We start from the raw sequence: 16083 nt of genomic DNA on the forward strand, positions 1-16083 counted from the left end.
TAGGTCATCGTCAAGATTAAATTCCAAAATCCCTGTCTGCTCACGCAGACAGGGATTTTGTTTTTGTGCTCGAAAAAACACTGAACATCGCCCCGCAACAAACAATCGATAAACCCAGCCAAACCCAACTAGAACTGGACACCCCTCACCCAGGCTCCCACGCTCTTGCAGCTTGCAGCCCCCTTGCATCTAAAGTCCTACAAATAGGCAAACTTCTTTAGGACTTCGCACATTAGAATAGGCGCAGTCATTTCTAAGACAGAGACGCCTTATATGCCAGATCCAGCTGACGCCAGCAGGGTGTCAGATTTACCGCTGGACGAGTTAGTGGCCTGCCATGAGTGCGATCTGCTGATGCGTAAACCGCATCTCGCGCTTGGTGAGAAAGCCCAATGCCCGCGTTGCGGTTATGAGCTCTATGCCCATCGTCACAATGTGGTCGAGCGCAGTCTCGCTCTCGTCATTGCCGCCTTGCTGCTGTATGTCCCCGCGAACTTTTTGCCCATCATGGAACTCAACCTGTTGGGCCAGGCTTCTCAAGATACCGTTTGGAGTGGCGTTGTCGGCCTCTTTGATACAGGCATGCAAGGCATCGCCGTCGTGGTGTTCTTGTGCAGCATGGGGATTCCGTTACTCAAATTGCTGTGCCAGCTGGCAGTGCTACTGAGCATCCGCTGGAACATTGGCCGCTCTTACGGCTTGCTCATCTACAGGATTTATCACCACTTGAAAGACTGGGGGATGCTTGAGGTGTACCTGATGGGGGTGCTGGTGGCCATTGTGAAGTTGGTCGACCTGGCCGAGCTGAGTCTGGGGCTAGGCCTCACTTGCTTCGTCAGTCTGCTGCTGGTTCAGGTCTGGCTGGAGGTCGTCATGTCACCTCACCAGATTTGGCAGGCGCTTTCAGGGGAGGACACGCATGCGTGCGATTGATGCCGGCATCCTGATTTGCACCGAGTGCCACGAATTAAATCGGCAAGACAAAGAAGTCGATGAGCAAACCTGCACCCGCTGTGGCGCTTTGGTGCACGCTCGTCGCCCCAACAGCTTGCTGCGCACCTGGGCCCTGTTGCTGACCTCCGCCATTCTGTACATTCCGGCGAATTTGTTGCCGATCATGACCATCAATGCGCTGGGCCAAGGCAGCCCCAGCACGATCATGTCCGGGGTGATCGAGTTGGTGCAGCACGGGATGATACCCATTGCCGCGGTCGTGTTCGTAGCCAGTATTCTGGTGCCCACCTTCAAGCTGGTCGGCATTGCCTTACTGCTGTTTTCGGTACAACGCCATCAGCCTTTGTCTGCCCGGCAACGTATCATCATGTACCGATTTATCGAGTTCATAGGCCGCTGGTCGATGCTCGATATTTTTGTCATTGCCATTCTGGTGGCGGTGGTGAACTTTGGGCGTATTGCCAGCATTGAAGCTAATCTCGGCGCTGTCGCCTTCGCCAGCGTCGTGATCCTCACCATGCTTGCCGCTGTAACTTTTGATCCCCGACTTATTTGGGATAACACGGAGTCGGATGACGACCATGAGTGATTTACCTACCGCTAAAACCCGTCCGGCATCCAATTGGTCGGCCATCTGGATTCTCCCGCTCATTGCCTTGATCATCGGTGGCTGGCTGGGCTGGAAAGCCTACAGCGAGACGGGCATCGATATTCAGGTGCGCTTTGAAAGTGGTGAAGGCATTGTCGCCAACAAGACCGAAGTGGTCTACAAAGGCATGCCCGTAGGCAAGGTCAAAACCTTGGCACTGGATGAGAGTGGCCCGAGCAAAGGGGTCATCGCCACCATCGAGATGGACAAGGACGTTGAGCAATACCTCAAAACCAACACCCGCTTCTGGCTGGTCAAACCCAGCGTTTCTTTGGCGGGTATTACCGGCCTCGAAACCCTGGTCTCCGGCAACTACATTGCGGTCAGCCCGGGCGATGGCGAGTCCACACGCAAGTTCAAAGCGCTGTCGCAAGAACCGCCGTTGTCTGACGCCAAGCCAGGCTTGCACCTGACACTCAAGGCTGAACGACTGGGGTCACTGAATCGTGGCAGCCCGGTGTTCTACAAGCAGATTCAGGTTGGCCAGGTTAAAAGCTATGTATTGTCCGAAGACCACAACACCGTCGAGATCAAAGTCTTTATTGAGCCGACCTACGCGAGTCTGGTGCGCAAACACACGCGCTTCTGGAACGCCAGCGGCATCAGCATCGACGCTAACCTGTCAGGTGTAAAAGTGCGCAGCGAATCGCTGGCCAGTATCGTCGCCGGCGGTATCGCTTTTGCTACCCCCGAGAATCGCAAAGACAGCCCGCCAACCGATCCCAACCTGCCGTTCCGCTTATATGAAGACTTCGATGCTGCCCAAGCGGGCATCAAGGTCAAAGTTAAACTCAGCGACTTCGAAGGCCTGCAAGCAGGGCGCACACCTGTCATGTACAAAGGCATTCAGGTCGGTAGCCTCAAAGCCTTGAAAGTCGACCCAGATCTGAGCAGCGCTAGCGCCGAATTGGCCCTAGATCCCTTGGCCGAAGACTATCTGGTAGAAGGCACCCAATTCTGGGTGGTCAAACCGTCCATCTCACTGGCCGGTATTACCGGGCTCGAAGCGCTGGTGAAAGGCAACTACATCGCTATTCGCCCGGGTGACAAAGGCGGCAAGCCCGAGCGCGAGTTTGTGGCCCGCCCCAAAGCGCCGCCTCTGGACCTGCGCTCACCCGGCCTGCACATGGTGCTCTTCACCGACAACCTGGGCTCACTGGATGTCGGCAGCCCGGTGCTCTACAAACAGGTCAAAGTCGGTTCGGTCCAGAGCTACCAGTTCTCCCGCACTAAAAAGCAATTGATCATTGGCGTGCACATCGAGAAGGAATACGAAGGCCTGGTCAACGCGTCAACCCGCTTCTGGAACGCCAGCGGCGTGACTCTCACCGGCGGCCTGACCAGCGGTATCCAGGTGAAAAGTGAGTCCCTGCAAAGCTTGATGGCTGGCGGCATTGCCTTCGAAACCCCGAAAGCCACGGCGCCTTTGCAAAAACGTATTCCGCGTTTCCGCCTCTTCAGCGATCGTGAAGCGGCGATGGAACAAGGCGTGCCGATCACCATCAAAGTGGCGAGTGCCGACGGCTTGAGCAGCGGGTCACCCATCCGTTTCAAAGGTTTGACAGTCGGCAAGATCGAAAGCGTCGACCTCAGCGACGACCTGCAATCTGTCCTACTGCAAGCGCGCATCACCGAAGTGCCGGAACGCATTGCGCGGGCAGGCAGCCAATTTTGGGTGGTCAAACCCGAACTGGGCCTGATGAAAACCGCCAACCTCCAAACCTTAGTCACAGGCCAGTACCTCGAAGTACAACCGGCACCCAAAGGCCGCGGGCCACAAAGTGACTTCGTTGCTCTGGAGCAAGCGCCCGACGCCGTAGTCCCTGAAGCAGGGCTGCACCTGGTCTTGAGTGCTGCTCGCCGGGGTTCGCTTAAAGAGGGGGTGCCCGTCACCTACCGTGAAGTCACCGTGGGCAAAGTTACCGGGTACGAGTTGGGCAACACCGCCGACCGAGTCTTGGTGCATATCTTGATCGAGCCGCGTTATGCGCCATTGGTACGCAGCGGCAGCCGTTTCTGGAACACCAGCGGCTTCGGTGTCGATTTTGGTTTGTTCAAAGGCGCGACGATTCGTACCGAGTCCCTTGAAACCCTGGTTCAAGGCGGCATAGCCTTCGCCACACCAGACGGCGAAAAAATGGGCAACCCGGCCCGGCCACAACAAACCTTCCCGCTCTTCGACAAGTTCGAAGAGGAATGGCTGCAATGGGCACCGAAGATCCCGTTGGCTAAATAACCCGCTACACGCCCATTAAAAACCGCGATCACTGATCGCGGTTTTTTTTCGTCTCCGTATTCTCCTCCAGCCACAACCACGCTCAGCGCCACGCCGACTATTTCAAAAACTTCAGAGAATTCCTACGTTGGATTTGCTTGCAGCAAGTTAACTTCTTCCCAGTTTCGTCGTTTGGGCCGCGTCCACTATTTAAGGGGTGAAATAATAGGGGCGTGGTCAATATTAATGCGGCAAAACGCTGGGGTATCACTGTTTGAATAACTCACGGATGAACTTCTTGATTTAAAGGTGTGCAATGCCGTGCCTGTAAACAAGTTTAATTTAAAGGGTGGCTCCGAAACTTAATCATCTAAAGGAAATTAAAAAAATGAAGTGTGTAACTAAAGCTGCTTTGGTCTCGATGTTCATGTTGGCGGGTTCTGCTTCGATGGTTCAAGCAGCAGGTGCCGGTCAAGGAACTGTTACTTTCGAAGGTGCAATTATTGAAGCAGCCTGCTCTATCGCGCCTGAAAGTGTTGACCAAACTGTAGGGCTTGGCCAAATCGCCAAGTCGCAATTGGATTTGGGTGGTTCGAGTCAGCCTGAGCCGTTCAAAATCGAGCTGGTGGGTTGCGATACCACAACCCTTAAAAGCGTCAGCACCACCTTTACCGGTGGTGTATCGAAAGACGTTCCAGGGGCATTGGGTATCGTAGGTACGGCTTCTGGTGCAGGCATCGTCATGCGCGATGCGACGGGTGCAGACATCGTGCTGGGTACTCCAACAGCATATCAACCCATTGTGAATGACAAAAATACTCTGCTGTTTGGCGCATTCCTGAAAGGCGCTACCGCCGCAGATACTGTCGTACCAGGTGAATTCACCGCCATCACCAACTTCTCATTGGCTTATCAATAAGTCATTGCCCTGCCACCGCGAGGTGGCAGGGTAACTTGAAATGAGAACTTTCTCGTGAATGTAATAACGCAGTTAACTATTACTTCTTCTCTCGCACTATTAATGATGCCCTTCAATAACGTCGTGGCGGCGGGACAACAACATGGCGTTGTCACACTCGGCGGCGAAATTCTTGATTCGGCCTGCGCCATGGACACCAGCAGCGCTTATCAAGTGATTGAAATGGACCCCATGCCCGTTGGCCGACTTATTCGGCTCGGTGAAGGCGACCCGCATTCGTTTACCTTGCGTTTAACTAATTGCTCAATCACTCGTAATAACCCGGACCGTCCCGGCGAGAAGTTGCCCGATTGGCAACACGTACGCGTGACATTTGACGGCATGCCAGACCGCCAGGGCCGCTCCTTCGCGGCCAATGGGTCTTCACAGGGTGTGGCCTTCCATATCATCGATGCCCAAGGCCATGAAAGCCTTCCGGGCGTGCCCATGGTCATGATTCCGCTCTCGAGTGCCCGAGATCAGGTACTGCATTACACCCTCAAATTGGTCGGCAATGACCAGCCTCTTTCTGTCGGCAGTCACCGCGCTGCGGTGCGCTTCAGGCTGGAGTATTACTGACATGGTTGGCCTGTATTCCATGCTCAAAACATCAACGATTAAAGCCGCATGGCCACCGTGTGTCATGAGCGGGCTGATGGCCGTTGCCGGCAGCGCAATCGCAGCCGGCGATATTCAGTTCAACACTGACATTCTTGACCTTAACGACCGTTCCAATATCGATCTGTCGCAATTCTCGCGCAGCGGTTTCATCCTGCCCGGTGTCTACCCGATGAACGTGCACATCAACGCCCAGAGCCTGGGCGAACAGCGCATCGCATTCATCCCTCCTGAGGATGATCCCAAAGGCAGCGAAGCCTGCCTGACGCCCGAGCTGGTTGCGCAACTGGGGCTCAAAGAGGGCAAGGACGCCGAACTCACCTGGTGGAAAAACAATGAGTGCCTGAACATTCGCAGCTTGCCCGGCATGGAGGTCACGGGCGATCTAAGCACCTCGACCCTGCGTATCTCGTTGCCGCAAGCCTATCTGCACTACACCGCGCAAAACTGGGATCCACCGTCGCGGTGGGATGAGGGTGTGCCGGGCCTGTTGTTTGATTACAACCTCACCGCCCAATCCATTCGTGAGAGAAACGACGGCGTTAAGAATAACCTCAGTGGCAATGGCACCCTCGGCGCCAACGTCGGGGCCTGGCGAGTGCGTGCAGACTGGCAAGGGCGTGTTGATGCCGAAGATACCAGCCGCACCCAGCGCATGGAATGGAACCGATTCTATGCCTACCGCGCGTTGCCATCCCTGCAGGCACGCTTGTCGGTGGGCGAAAACTACTTGTATTCCGACCTGTTCGACAGCTTCCGCTTTACCGGTGTATCGCTCAACTCCGATGACAACCAATTGCCACCCAACTTGCGCGGCTACGCCCCGGAAGTCGTGGGTGTCGCCCGCACGAACGCCAAAGTCGTCATCAGCCAACAAGGGCGTGTGCTCTACGAAGCGCTGGTGGCCGCCGGACCATTTCGTATTCAAGACCTCAACGATGCCGTCAGTGGCTCGATGGACGTACGGGTCGAAGAGCAGGACGGTTCTGTACAGACCTTCAAAGTCGAGTCCGCCAGCATTCCTTACCTCACACGACCTGGCAGTGTACGTTTCAAAGTGGCGGCGGGCAGGCCGTCCAACCTGCAAGAGGGTGGTGCCGGTAGCGTCTTCAGTACCGGTGAGTTCTCCTGGGGGGTGGCCAACGGCTGGTCACTGTTTGGCGGCGCTATCACGGACAACAACTACCGCGCGCTCTCAATGGGGGTTGGCCGCGACTTGATGGCCTTCGGTGCGGTGTCGCTGGACACCACCCGAGCCAGTACCACGTTGCGCGATGGCACCTACTCAGGCGCCTCGTACCGCTTGAGTTACTCCAAACGTTTTGAGGAGTACGACAGCCAGGTTTCTTTCGCGGGTTATCGTTTTTCACAAAAAAACTACCTGAGCATGAGCGAATACCTCGATGTACGTCACTACGGCGGCGAAGTCGGGGGGAACAAATCGCTATACACCGCCACCTTCAACAAGCAGTTTCGGGATGCCGGTGTATCGGTCTACCTCGATTACAGCAATCAATCCTACTGGGACCGGCCCGACAGCGAGCGCTGGAACCTGTCCGTGTCGCGCTACTTCGATGTGGGCCCGGTTAAAAACCTGAGCATGTCCCTTAACCTGTTCCAGACCCAGCAGCGCCAAGAGCCGACCAGCAACGGCATGTTTCTCACGTTCAGCATGCCCCTGGGCCGCTCCGGCTCATTGTCCAGCAGCCTCAATAGAACCCAGAACATCAACAGCTACTCGATGCGCTACAGCGACCGCATCAATGAACGCAGCAACTATCAACTGGCCGCCAGCGACACCTCTGTCAGCGGTTTCTTGAGCCATGCCGGTGACCAGGCTGACATTGATCTGAGCGCAGGCCTCGAGAAGGACAGCCGCTCAAGCCTCAGCCTGTCTGCCCGTGGCGGCGGCACGCTGACCAAAGACGGTGCTGCATTGCACCGCAGTTCCAGCATGGGCGGGACCCGCCTGATGGTCGACACCAGTGGCGTGGCGGATGTGCCGATACGCGGTTACGGCGCGCCGACCCGCAGTAACGGCTTCGGCAAAGCAGTGATCTCGGACATCAGCAGCTTCTACCGTACCTCCGCCAGCGTTGACCTGGAAAGCCTGCCGAGCAACATCGAGGCCACCCAGTCGGTCACCGAGCTGACCCTCACTGAAGGTGCCATCGGCTATCGCACCCTGGCGGTGATTTCCGGCGAGAAAGCCATGGCCATGTTGCGCCTGCCCGATGGCAGCGTCCCGCCATTTGGCGCCCAGGTCAAAAACGACAAACAGCAGGACACCGGCATCGTCAATGACGAGGGCAGCGTGTACCTGAGCGGCATTCAGCCCAGCTCACACATGATCGTCAGTTGGGCGGGCTCCGAGCGCTGCGACCTGACCTTACCCGAGGTGCTCCCGGCCGACGGGCTGACCTCGACCCTGAACCTGCTGTGCCAGCCCATCAAGGCTGACAGCACACCCGCCTCGGCAGTCCTGCCTGATGTTTTGGAGAAAAAAGCCTCATGAGCCTCAACCCCCGTTTTGCCCCTTTTGCACTGGCCCTGTTGGCGATGTGCCTGATCAACAACAGCAAGGCCGCCATCGGCCTGGACCGTACCCGGGTGATTTTTGACGGCAGCAAAGACGCCGTCAGCATGAACATCACCAATAACAACGCCGAACTGCCATACCTGGCCCAGGGCTGGATCGAAGACGAGTCCGGAAAAAAAATCAGCACCCCGCTGACCGTATTACCCCCCGTGCAACGCCTTGAGCCGGGCAAGAACAGCCAGGTCAAGGTTCAGGCCCTGCCAGCGGCCAAGTCATTGCCTCAAGACCGCGAAAGTGTCTATTACTTCAACTTGCGAGAAATACCGCCGCGCAGCGACAAGACCAACACCCTGCAAATTGCGTTGCAAACACGCATCAAATTGTTCTACCGGCCAGCGTCGATCATCCCGACCCAGCAGCAACAGTCCAATCCTTGGCAGGAGAAACTGACCCTGACCCGTCAGGGCGATCATTACCAGGTCAATAACCCGACCCCGTACTACGTGACGTTGGTGGATGCGCGCAATGGCAAGGACGGTAAAACGGCGATCGGATTCGAGCCGCTGATGGTTGCGCCCAAAAGCGCTCTGCAGTTGGGGCCGAGTGCGGCCGCTCTGGGGAGCACGCCGTACCTGACCTACATCAATGACTATGGCGGCCGCCCAACCTTGGCCTTCACCTGCGCGGGCAATGAATGCAGCGTCGACCTGAAGGCTTCTTCGCGCCATGAATAGCGTCATGCCCCTGGCCCGGGGGCTGGCGATGACCGGTCTGATACTGGCGTTGTCAGCCAACCTGTGCCGGGCCGAAGACGAGCCCATCATCGGTACTGATGGCTTGCTGGACATCAGCGGCTCCCTCAACCATGCACCGTGCATGCTGGAAATGTCCTCGGCCTACCAGACCGTCGAGCTCAACAACGTCTCGCGCGCAGACTTGCTCAAACCCGGCGACATGGCCGAGCCCGTGGCTTTTCAGTTGCGGTTTCTGGACTGTCGGCGCATCGCCGGCGGGCTGCCTAACGAGCGCACTGGCCGTCTGGTCTGGAGCCCTTATGAGCCCATTGTGTCGGTGGCCTTTGTGGCCCCGGCCGACCCCGATGACCCGCGTCTGGTGAAAGTGCAGGGCGTTACCGGGATGGGGCTGCGCCTCACCGATACCCACGGCCGTGATGTGCGCTTGGGGTCTTGGGGCCAGCCCCTGTTTCTGGTGCATGGGCGCGACACCATGACCTGGTACGTCCAGGCCACTCGCACGCCCGCCCCCCTGACCAACGGTGCCTTCCGTGCCGTTGTGGATTTCAGGCTCAACTATGACTGAGGAACCCACGATGCCCAGCCCCGGCTTACCCACCGTCCTGATTGGCGGCTGCCTGTTGTGGGCGCTCAGTCAGGGCGCACAGGCAGACGTCTACGCCTCCATCAGCGGTGTCGTGCAAGCACCGCCACCGTGTGAGATCAACCGCGGAACAACGCTTAACGTCCCGTTTGGCGATGCACTGCAAACCACCCGCATCGACGGCATCAATTATCAGCGCGTGGTGGACTATGAAGTGTCGTGCACTAACCCGTCTTCCACTGCCATGACCCTGGAACTCAAAGGGACAGGGGCCGCGTTCGACGCTAAATCGCTGGCCACCAGCAAGACAGATCTGGGCGTCAAACTGTTCGTCGACGGCGTCGACTGGCCGCTCAATACGGCCGTGAAATTCACCTACCCGACCTTGCCCGGCGTGCAGGCGGTGCCCGTCAAACGTCCTGGCAGCACCCTGACCGGCGGCGGATTCACCGCCGCTGCAACCTTGGTAGTGGTACTGCAATGAAGAAGGAACGCCTGATGACATTCTGGCCATCGCCCGTGGTGCTGACCGTGCTCTGCTTGGGTCTGTGCAGCACTGCCACGGCTAACGTGGCGTTCAATGGGACGCTGATCGAACCGCCACCGTGCACCATCAATGGCGGCAGCACCATTGAAGTGGACTTCAAGGAAGTGGGTATCAGCAAAGTGGATGGCGAGCATTACCGCCAGCCGGTGAATTACACCATCACCTGTTCAACCGACACCTTGCCCTGGGAAATGATCCTCACTGTCCGGGGCTCGGCCACCCCTTTCGAGCCGTCAGCCGTGCAATCGAGTGTGGTCGACCTCGGCATCCAGCTGCTGCAAAACGGCAAGCCCATGGAGCTCAACACGCCGTTTGTGATTACTCCCAGCTCACCGCCTGTGCTTGAGGCCGTGCCGGTCAAACGCCCGGGTTCGACATTGGCCCCCGGTGGTTTCACCGCCACCGCCACGTTATTGGCGAACTACCAATGAGGAGCCGCACCATGGGATCAGTCATTGAAACCCTCGTGTTCTCAACGATTGCGGCGTGCCTGCTGGCCTGCCAAGTGCAGGCAGCAGACAACCTGAGCTTCAAGGGCGTGCTGGTTGCACAGGCCTGCACCATTCGCCCGGGTGACGAACTGATCCCGGTGAAGTTCAGTGATATCTCCACGTTCAGTCTTTACCAAAACACCCGAACGCCCGGAGAGCCTTTTTCGATTCACTTGCAAGACTGCGACACCCAGATCGCTGACTCGGTGACGGTCACCTTCAGCGGCGCTGAAAATGCCGAATTGCCGGGCTTGCTGGCGCTGGCCACCGGCAGTGTCGCGCGAGGCATTGCCATTGGCCTTGAAACGGCCACCGACCAGTTATTACCCCTTAACGCACCCAGCCCCGAACAGGCCTTGAACGAGGGTGACAACGTTATTTCGCTCAAGGCCTACGTGCGGGGAGAGCCCAAGGCCATTGCCAATGGGGCCATCCGAAAAGGCCGCTTCGTGGCGAGCTCGACGTTCACGCTGGCGTACCCGTGATGCCGATGAACCCACTTCATGCAACGCGCCAACAGGCGCACCAGAGACCATCATGACCCTGTGCATCTCTTTGTTTCGACCGATACTGGCGCTGGCGCTATGGGCGGTAATGCCTGCGGCCAGTGCGTACTTGTTGAGCAGTCACGCCAACAATGACCCACGCCCTTCACCCATCACATCCCCCACAGGGCTGCTGGTGGTTTCCGGGACGGCTACGGCCACGGACAACGGCATTCCCAATCAGTACCCCGGCAAAGTGTCTTGTTCGGGGGCGTCTACTTGCAACTTTGGTCCGGTGGCGAGCCCGATTTTGTACAACGGTTATCGCTGGAACACTCCCATGAACTGTGTTCAGAGCCCGCCCTCCAACTGTGGATATGGCACCGACACTTCGGTCAGTGTCACGGTCAGCATGACCTGGGACCAGGCCATCAGCGCCTGGCGAGCACGTCACGGTAACTCGGTGAGCCGCTATAACGCCTACACCTATCCGAGAGATATCACTAACCGTATGTGCACTTCTTGGGCGACATTTACAATTTCATATGTAGCCTACCTGCTCCCCGGCGCAGACTCCTGCGGCCCGCCACCGATTCCGCCCAACCAGTGCAACGTCAGCGGGGGAGTGGTTACGCTTGATCACGGCACCTTGAAGGTCGGCGAAATTACCGGAAACAAAGTGGAGGTCAGCCGTCAGGTGACATGCACCCGTGACGCCTCGGTCACCTATACCGTCGCAAGCGGCAACCCGGTGAACCTGGGCAATGGCATCTTGAGCATCATCACGGTCAACGGCTTCAATGCAGGTCAGGTCCTCAGGCTGCCGGGCGGCACCTCCACCCTTACAATTGCCTCAACCCTGAGCGACCAAGGCGCGGTCGCCGGGCCTTTTTCCAAAACGATTGTATTGATCCAGAACCTCCTCTAAGCGCCTTGTCTGGCGAACGGGCATGACCAAGTCCCTGCTGCTTCGCAAGAGCGGCGGGGCTCACACCCGATACACCTCAATCAGTTCCAGAATCTGGGCCATGGCTTCGTACTGATCATCGACCCGCTCAGCCACCTGCGACCAGTTGGCGAGCAGGCAGGCTTTTTCCAGGTCCTCACAGCACTGCAACAAGTGCCGGGCCTTGATCATCCTGGCACCGCTTTTGACCTTGTGCGCCACCGCACTCATGCCCGGCAAGTCATGCTTGGTGAAGGCCTGCAGCAGTGCCGCCATGTCCTCTTCCATGCTGCTGATCAGCGGTTCGATCAAGTGCTTGAGAGCGTTGGCATCCCCTTGGGTCAAACGCTCCAGTGCGTCGAGATCAATCTCACGCTCCGACTGCGCAGGTTCGGGCGTGTTTTGCAGGTTGAGTGGTTCCAGATCGGCTGACGCCAAGCGTGCTTCAAGGTGTTGCAAGCTGATGGGTTTGAACAGGCAATCATTCATTCCGGCGGTCATGCAGCGTTCTATTTCGCCCGTCTGGGCATTGGCGGTAAACCCGACGATCAATACCGCTGGCATGCCGTTGGCGGCCTCTTCAGCGCGGATGGTACGGGCCAGTTCATAGCCGTCCATCACCGGCATGGCGCAGTCGGTCATGATCAGGTCAAAACGCTGGGTTCTCCAGGCCTTCAAGGCTTGTGCGCCTTCGTTGGCTTCTTGCGCCATGTGCCCCAAATAGCCGAGTTGTTGCGTCAGCAACCTTCGATTGGGCGGGTAATCATCGACCACCAGTACTTTCAAGGCGCGTTGCGGGGGGGCGGGTGGTTCGTGTGGCACCACCACAGGCGAGACCGCAAGCAGGGTCACCATGTCGAACGCCAGAGTAATGCGCGTGCCTTTGCCCAGCGTGCTGCACAACTGCAGCGTACCGCCCATCATTTCGCACAACTGGCGGCTGATCATCAGCCCCAGACCCGAGCCGCCCGGCAGCTTGTTTTTCGAGCTGGCCTGGGAGAAAGGGCTGAACAGGCGCTGCTGGTCTTGCTCTGAAATACCGATCCCGGTGTCTTCGATCTGAATGCATACATTCAACCGTTCGCTGTCCCGCGAGCCCTTGGCGCGTACGCTCAGGCCGACATGGCCGCTGTCAGTGAACTTGATCGCATTACTCAGCAGGTTCGACAGCACCTGACGAAAGCGCAGAGGGTCAATCAGCACCTCTGTGTTGATCCTGGGGTCGAGTTCAAAGCTGATCAGCAAACCCTTTTTTTCCGCCACAGCTTCAAACACTCGGGCAGTGGACTCCACCAGCTTCATCAGGTGAGTGCGCTGCTGATTGAGCGACATGCGCCCCGATTCGATCTGGGTGATATCCAGAATGCCACCAATCAGCTCCAGCAAGCCTTGGGCGGCTTGCGAAGCGACTTCAAGGCTGTCGCTGTCGGCAAGCCCCTGTTCGGCCTTTTTCATGGCCAGTTCGAGCATGCCGATCACCGCGTTCATGGGCGTACGGATCTCATGGCTCATGGTGGTCAGAAAATCACTCTTGGCCACATTGGCCTGCTCGGCCAGCTGTTTGGCTTCCTGCAACTGCTCGACCAACTGCTGGCGCTCACTGATATCAATCCAGCCGCCAATGATGCCGACCACCTCATTGTCACTGCCGCGATAAGGCAGGATCCAATGGTAAATAGTCAGGACCTGAGTGTTGGGCAGCTCCAGTTGGTGGTCGCGAACCAAGGGGCGTCCCTCCTGCATCACGCGCATATAGTCACTGTGATAGGCCCTGTGTTGCTGCATCGACGTCAGTGAATGCTCCAGCAGGGTTTTGCCCACAATGGATTCGCGTTCGGCACCAAAGGTATCCAGATAACCTTCGTTGCAAATCAGCAGCCGCCCCTGACGGTCGCGCACGTAGATGGGGTGGGGCGTGCCGTCAATCAGCGTACGCATGAACGCCAATTGATCGCTCAGGGCCCGCTCGGCCTGATCACGTTTGCGCAGCACCCGGCGCAGGTAAGAGATCCACACGATGGCGACCAGCAACACCCCGATCACCACCGCGGAGATGCGCATGATCGCCGAACGGTGACGTGCCCAAAAGCGGTTATCGAGCATCACGGCGCTGTGCCAGCGGGCGGTCAGGGTGTCCATTTCTTCGGGCGAAATACTGGCCAGCGCCTTGCTCAGAATCGCGTGCAGCGTGGTTGCCTGCGCATTCACCGCCAATGAAAACTGGGCGGGCACAATGCCCACCGTGCTGCTGATTTTTAACTGCGTGGCGTAGTGCTGCTGGATCAGGTAACGCGCACTGATCAGATTGATCACGGCCCCTTGAACGTCGCCTCTGCTGGCCATTTCCAGCGCGAGCGCCGAGTTGCGCGCGGCAATCAATTGCACGCCCGGATAGTGCTGCGTGAGGTAGGTGCTGACGTTATTGTCGATCACCAGCGCAACGCGTTTGCCGTCCAGTTTATCGAGTGTCTGCGGGCTGCCCGTGAACAGACGGGTCACCAGCACAAAGGGCGTTGAAATATAGGGTTTGGTAAAACGTAAAACATGTTCGCGGCTGGCGCTGGCGGTGAATGCTGGCATCAGGTCGACACGCCCCAGCTTTACATCCTCGATCAGGTCCGGCACGGACTGGCTGCGTACCCATTCAAATTTAATCCCCGTGCGCAGGCTGATCTTGGCCAGCAGGTCGGCCGCCAGGCCACTGAAAACCCCTTGGTCGTTAAAAAAGGTAAACGGCAGGAAGTCTTCGGAAACCGCTACTTTCAGGCGCGGATGGGCCTCGATCCAGCGTTGTTCAGACGGGGTGAGCTGCAACGGTCCACGCCGCTCGAGGCTCATTGTGCCGACGCCCCAGCGATGCTGGATGGCATTGTTTTGGGCGGGAGGAATGGCCGCCAGCGCCGAATTGATCAGACGCAGCAGGCGCGGGTTGGGGTGATGCACGGCAAACGAAAACGACTGCTCTTCAAGGAGGGCCAAGTCCCGGATGTACACGTTATTCGGATAGTTTTTGCTAATCAGGTAATGGGTGCTGATAGCGTCCCCCAAATAAAGGTCGGCCTGGCCAAACGCTACGGCGCCGAGGGCCGCGAGGGGGGAGGCGTGCAGCTGTAACTGCACGTCTGGATACTGGGCCTTCACCGCTGTGACGGGCTGATAGTGATAAAACATGGCCAGGCGTAGACCCGCTGGCAGCGGGATGCTGCTTTTGCTGTCGCCGGTACGCGAGACCAGCACGGGGGTATCAAGAGCATAGGCGGACGAGAGTGCCAATTGATCATCGGCACTTTCAAAGGCATTGGCGGTGCCGAGCAGATCGATCTGATCATTTTTCAACGCTTCGATCACCTGCGCCCTGGAGTCATAGCGCCTGACCTTGATCTCAAGGTTAAGTGCCTGAGCGAGCAGCCCGGCATAGTCGGCGGTCAGCCCTTCGAAGTAATCACTGCCTGTAGAAATATCAAACGGGGCATTGTCCGGCGCCGACGTGCCCAAAATCAGCGACTGCTTGGCTCGCAGCCATTGGATATCGCCCTCGCTGAGCTTGAGCGCAGGCATGTCTGCCTGTGATCGCGCAAGCAAGTGCAGGGGGCTTGGTGAGGCATGACTCACCGTTGTCAGGCATAACGTCAATAACCAGACGGCCTGTTTCATTCGATTAAGTTATTGCGCTTGGCAAATTCAGCCAGATACACCACTGATTTGATATTGAGTTTTTGTAAGACGCGCGTCTTGTAAGTACTGACTGTTTTCTCACTCAGTAGCATGACTTGTGAAATCTTTTTATTGGAAAAGCCGCACACTAAATATTGAAGGGTGCGTAATTCGCGATCTGAGAGTGTTTTGATTAATTGTTGGTCTGTGTATTCGGGCGACAGCTCGACATCACAATCATTTAAATAAACCCGGCCGCTCATCACCACATTAATCGCCTTGGTCAAGGCGTCTACATCTTCAGTCTTTTCAATAAAACCAATAGCGCCGGCCCTGATACAACGGTCTGCGAAAAAAGCTGAGCCTTTGGACGTCAGCACTAACACTTTGATCGGAAGTCCCAGTATGTGCAGCCTTTTAAGCACTTCCAGCCCGTCAAGTTTAGGCATCGACAGGTCCAGTACGATCAGATGGGGCAAGTGCTCGCGTGCCAGATCCAGTGCTGTGGCACCGTTATCGGTTTCAGCCGCAATCTGGAAGTTGGCGTTTTCCAGTACCAGCCTGACGATCCTTCGAATAAAAGGATGATCGTCTACTATCAAAGCCTTACGCATGATAATTCCTACAACGTTAAGAGGGCGCTTTTGTCGTCGCGGCGGTAGGGGCAGTCGTCACAACTTCGGAGTCAA

General features: G+C 57.2%; 14 protein-coding genes. 12 read left to right on the top strand and 2 right to left on the bottom strand.

All coding sequences use genetic code 11. From position 1 onward, the window contains the following. The first annotated feature begins 273 nt into the window (after positions 1–273). From AAEZ03_RS18740 to AAEZ03_RS18795, 12 genes are all read left to right on the top strand, one after another. On the top strand, positions 274–933 hold the full coding sequence (locus AAEZ03_RS18740) for a paraquat-inducible protein A (protein ID WP_153330760.1): 660 nt from the start codon (positions 274–276) through the stop codon (positions 931–933). Then, positions 920–1543: a paraquat-inducible protein A gene (locus AAEZ03_RS18745; RefSeq protein ID WP_123749558.1), complete on the top strand. Its 624-nt coding sequence runs from the start codon at positions 920–922 to the stop codon at positions 1541–1543. Before AAEZ03_RS18740 ends, AAEZ03_RS18745 begins: the two co-directional genes overlap by 14 nt. Further along, a complete protein-coding gene (locus AAEZ03_RS18750; RefSeq protein WP_350580626.1) occupies positions 1536–3839 on the top strand; it encodes a PqiB family protein in 2304 nt (767 codons plus the stop codon). The genes AAEZ03_RS18745 and AAEZ03_RS18750 overlap by 8 nt, the downstream gene beginning before the upstream one ends. A 367-nt stretch (positions 3840–4206) precedes the next feature. After that, positions 4207–4737, top strand: coding sequence for a fimbrial protein (locus AAEZ03_RS18755; RefSeq protein ID WP_350580629.1), 531 nt, complete (start codon positions 4207–4209; stop codon positions 4735–4737). A gap of 102 nt (positions 4738–4839) precedes the next feature. Next, complete coding sequence (locus AAEZ03_RS18760) at positions 4840–5355, top strand: fimbrial protein (RefSeq protein WP_350580631.1); 516 nt, start codon at positions 4840–4842, stop codon at positions 5353–5355. A 1-nt stretch (position 5356) separates the two neighbouring features. Further along, positions 5357–7909, top strand: a complete 2553-nt coding sequence (locus AAEZ03_RS18765) for an outer membrane usher protein (RefSeq protein WP_502947933.1) — start codon at positions 5357–5359, stop codon at positions 7907–7909. After that, on the top strand, positions 7906–8667 hold the full coding sequence (locus tag AAEZ03_RS18770; protein ID WP_350580634.1) for a fimbria/pilus periplasmic chaperone: 762 nt from the start codon (positions 7906–7908) through the stop codon (positions 8665–8667). Before AAEZ03_RS18765 ends, AAEZ03_RS18770 begins: the two co-directional genes overlap by 4 nt. Next, positions 8660–9253 carry a fimbrial protein gene (locus tag AAEZ03_RS18775; protein WP_350580636.1) on the top strand — a complete coding sequence of 198 codons (594 nt, stop codon included), beginning with the start codon at positions 8660–8662 and terminating at the stop codon, positions 9251–9253. Before AAEZ03_RS18770 ends, AAEZ03_RS18775 begins: the two co-directional genes overlap by 8 nt. A gap of 10 nt (positions 9254–9263) precedes the next feature. Beyond that, the gene (locus AAEZ03_RS18780) at positions 9264–9755 is read left to right on the top strand and encodes a fimbrial protein (protein ID WP_350580638.1); all 492 of its coding nucleotides are present in this window, start codon (positions 9264–9266) and stop codon (positions 9753–9755) included. Between the two features lie 14 nt (positions 9756–9769). Next, positions 9770–10249, top strand: coding sequence for a fimbrial protein (locus AAEZ03_RS18785; RefSeq protein ID WP_350580640.1), 480 nt, complete (start codon positions 9770–9772; stop codon positions 10247–10249). Positions 10250–10260: 11 nt separating this feature from the next. After that, positions 10261–10794 carry a fimbrial protein gene (locus AAEZ03_RS18790; RefSeq protein WP_350580642.1) on the top strand — a complete coding sequence of 178 codons (534 nt, stop codon included), beginning with the start codon at positions 10261–10263 and terminating at the stop codon, positions 10792–10794. Between the two features lie 52 nt (positions 10795–10846). After that, complete coding sequence (locus tag AAEZ03_RS18795; RefSeq protein ID WP_350580644.1) at positions 10847–11722, top strand: MrpH family fimbial adhesin; 876 nt, start codon at positions 10847–10849, stop codon at positions 11720–11722. Between the two features lie 60 nt (positions 11723–11782). Here AAEZ03_RS18795 and AAEZ03_RS18800 read toward each other — a convergent pair whose 3' ends face one another. Further along, positions 11783–15298 carry a transporter substrate-binding domain-containing protein gene (locus tag AAEZ03_RS18800; protein ID WP_350580646.1) on the bottom strand — a complete coding sequence of 1172 codons (3516 nt, stop codon included), beginning with the start codon at positions 15296–15298 and terminating at the stop codon, positions 11783–11785. A gap of 92 nt (positions 15299–15390) precedes the next feature. Beyond that, positions 15391–16008, bottom strand: a complete 618-nt coding sequence (locus AAEZ03_RS18805) for a response regulator (protein ID WP_123749570.1) — start codon at positions 16006–16008, stop codon at positions 15391–15393. Positions 16009–16083 lie beyond the last annotated feature (75 nt).

Origin of the sequence: Pseudomonas sp. HY2-MNA-CIBAN-0224 (assembly GCF_040310285.1) — a bacterium.
Taxonomy (GTDB): Bacteria; Pseudomonadota; Gammaproteobacteria; order Pseudomonadales; family Pseudomonadaceae; genus Aquipseudomonas; species Aquipseudomonas helleri.

What these genes read in the sequence shown, in the direction of transcription:
- AAEZ03_RS18740 (WP_153330760.1), top strand. Translation starts at nt 274, where the DNA reads ATGCCAGATCCAGCTGACGCCAGCAGGGTGTCAGATTTACCGCTGGAC.
- AAEZ03_RS18745 (WP_123749558.1), top strand. Translation starts at nt 920, where the DNA reads ATGCGTGCGATTGATGCCGGCATCCTGATTTGCACCGAGTGCCACGAA.
- AAEZ03_RS18750 (WP_350580626.1), top strand. Translation starts at nt 1,536, where the DNA reads ATGAGTGATTTACCTACCGCTAAAACCCGTCCGGCATCCAATTGGTCG.
- AAEZ03_RS18755 (WP_350580629.1), top strand. Translation starts at nt 4,207, where the DNA reads ATGAAGTGTGTAACTAAAGCTGCTTTGGTCTCGATGTTCATGTTGGCG.
- AAEZ03_RS18760 (WP_350580631.1), top strand. Translation starts at nt 4,840, where the DNA reads ATGATGCCCTTCAATAACGTCGTGGCGGCGGGACAACAACATGGCGTT.
- AAEZ03_RS18765 (WP_502947933.1), top strand. Translation starts at nt 5,357, where the DNA reads ATGGTTGGCCTGTATTCCATGCTCAAAACATCAACGATTAAAGCCGCA.
- AAEZ03_RS18770 (WP_350580634.1), top strand. Translation starts at nt 7,906, where the DNA reads ATGAGCCTCAACCCCCGTTTTGCCCCTTTTGCACTGGCCCTGTTGGCG.
- AAEZ03_RS18775 (WP_350580636.1), top strand. Translation starts at nt 8,660, where the DNA reads ATGAATAGCGTCATGCCCCTGGCCCGGGGGCTGGCGATGACCGGTCTG.
- AAEZ03_RS18780 (WP_350580638.1), top strand. Translation starts at nt 9,264, where the DNA reads ATGCCCAGCCCCGGCTTACCCACCGTCCTGATTGGCGGCTGCCTGTTG.
- AAEZ03_RS18785 (WP_350580640.1), top strand. Translation starts at nt 9,770, where the DNA reads ATGACATTCTGGCCATCGCCCGTGGTGCTGACCGTGCTCTGCTTGGGT.
- AAEZ03_RS18790 (WP_350580642.1), top strand. Translation starts at nt 10,261, where the DNA reads ATGGGATCAGTCATTGAAACCCTCGTGTTCTCAACGATTGCGGCGTGC.
- AAEZ03_RS18795 (WP_350580644.1), top strand. Translation starts at nt 10,847, where the DNA reads ATGACCCTGTGCATCTCTTTGTTTCGACCGATACTGGCGCTGGCGCTA.
- AAEZ03_RS18800 (WP_350580646.1), bottom strand. Translation starts at nt 15,298, where the DNA reads ATGCCTGCGCTCAAGCTCAGCGAGGGCGATATCCAATGGCTGCGAGCC.
- AAEZ03_RS18805 (WP_123749570.1), bottom strand. Translation starts at nt 16,008, where the DNA reads ATGCGTAAGGCTTTGATAGTAGACGATCATCCTTTTATTCGAAGGATC.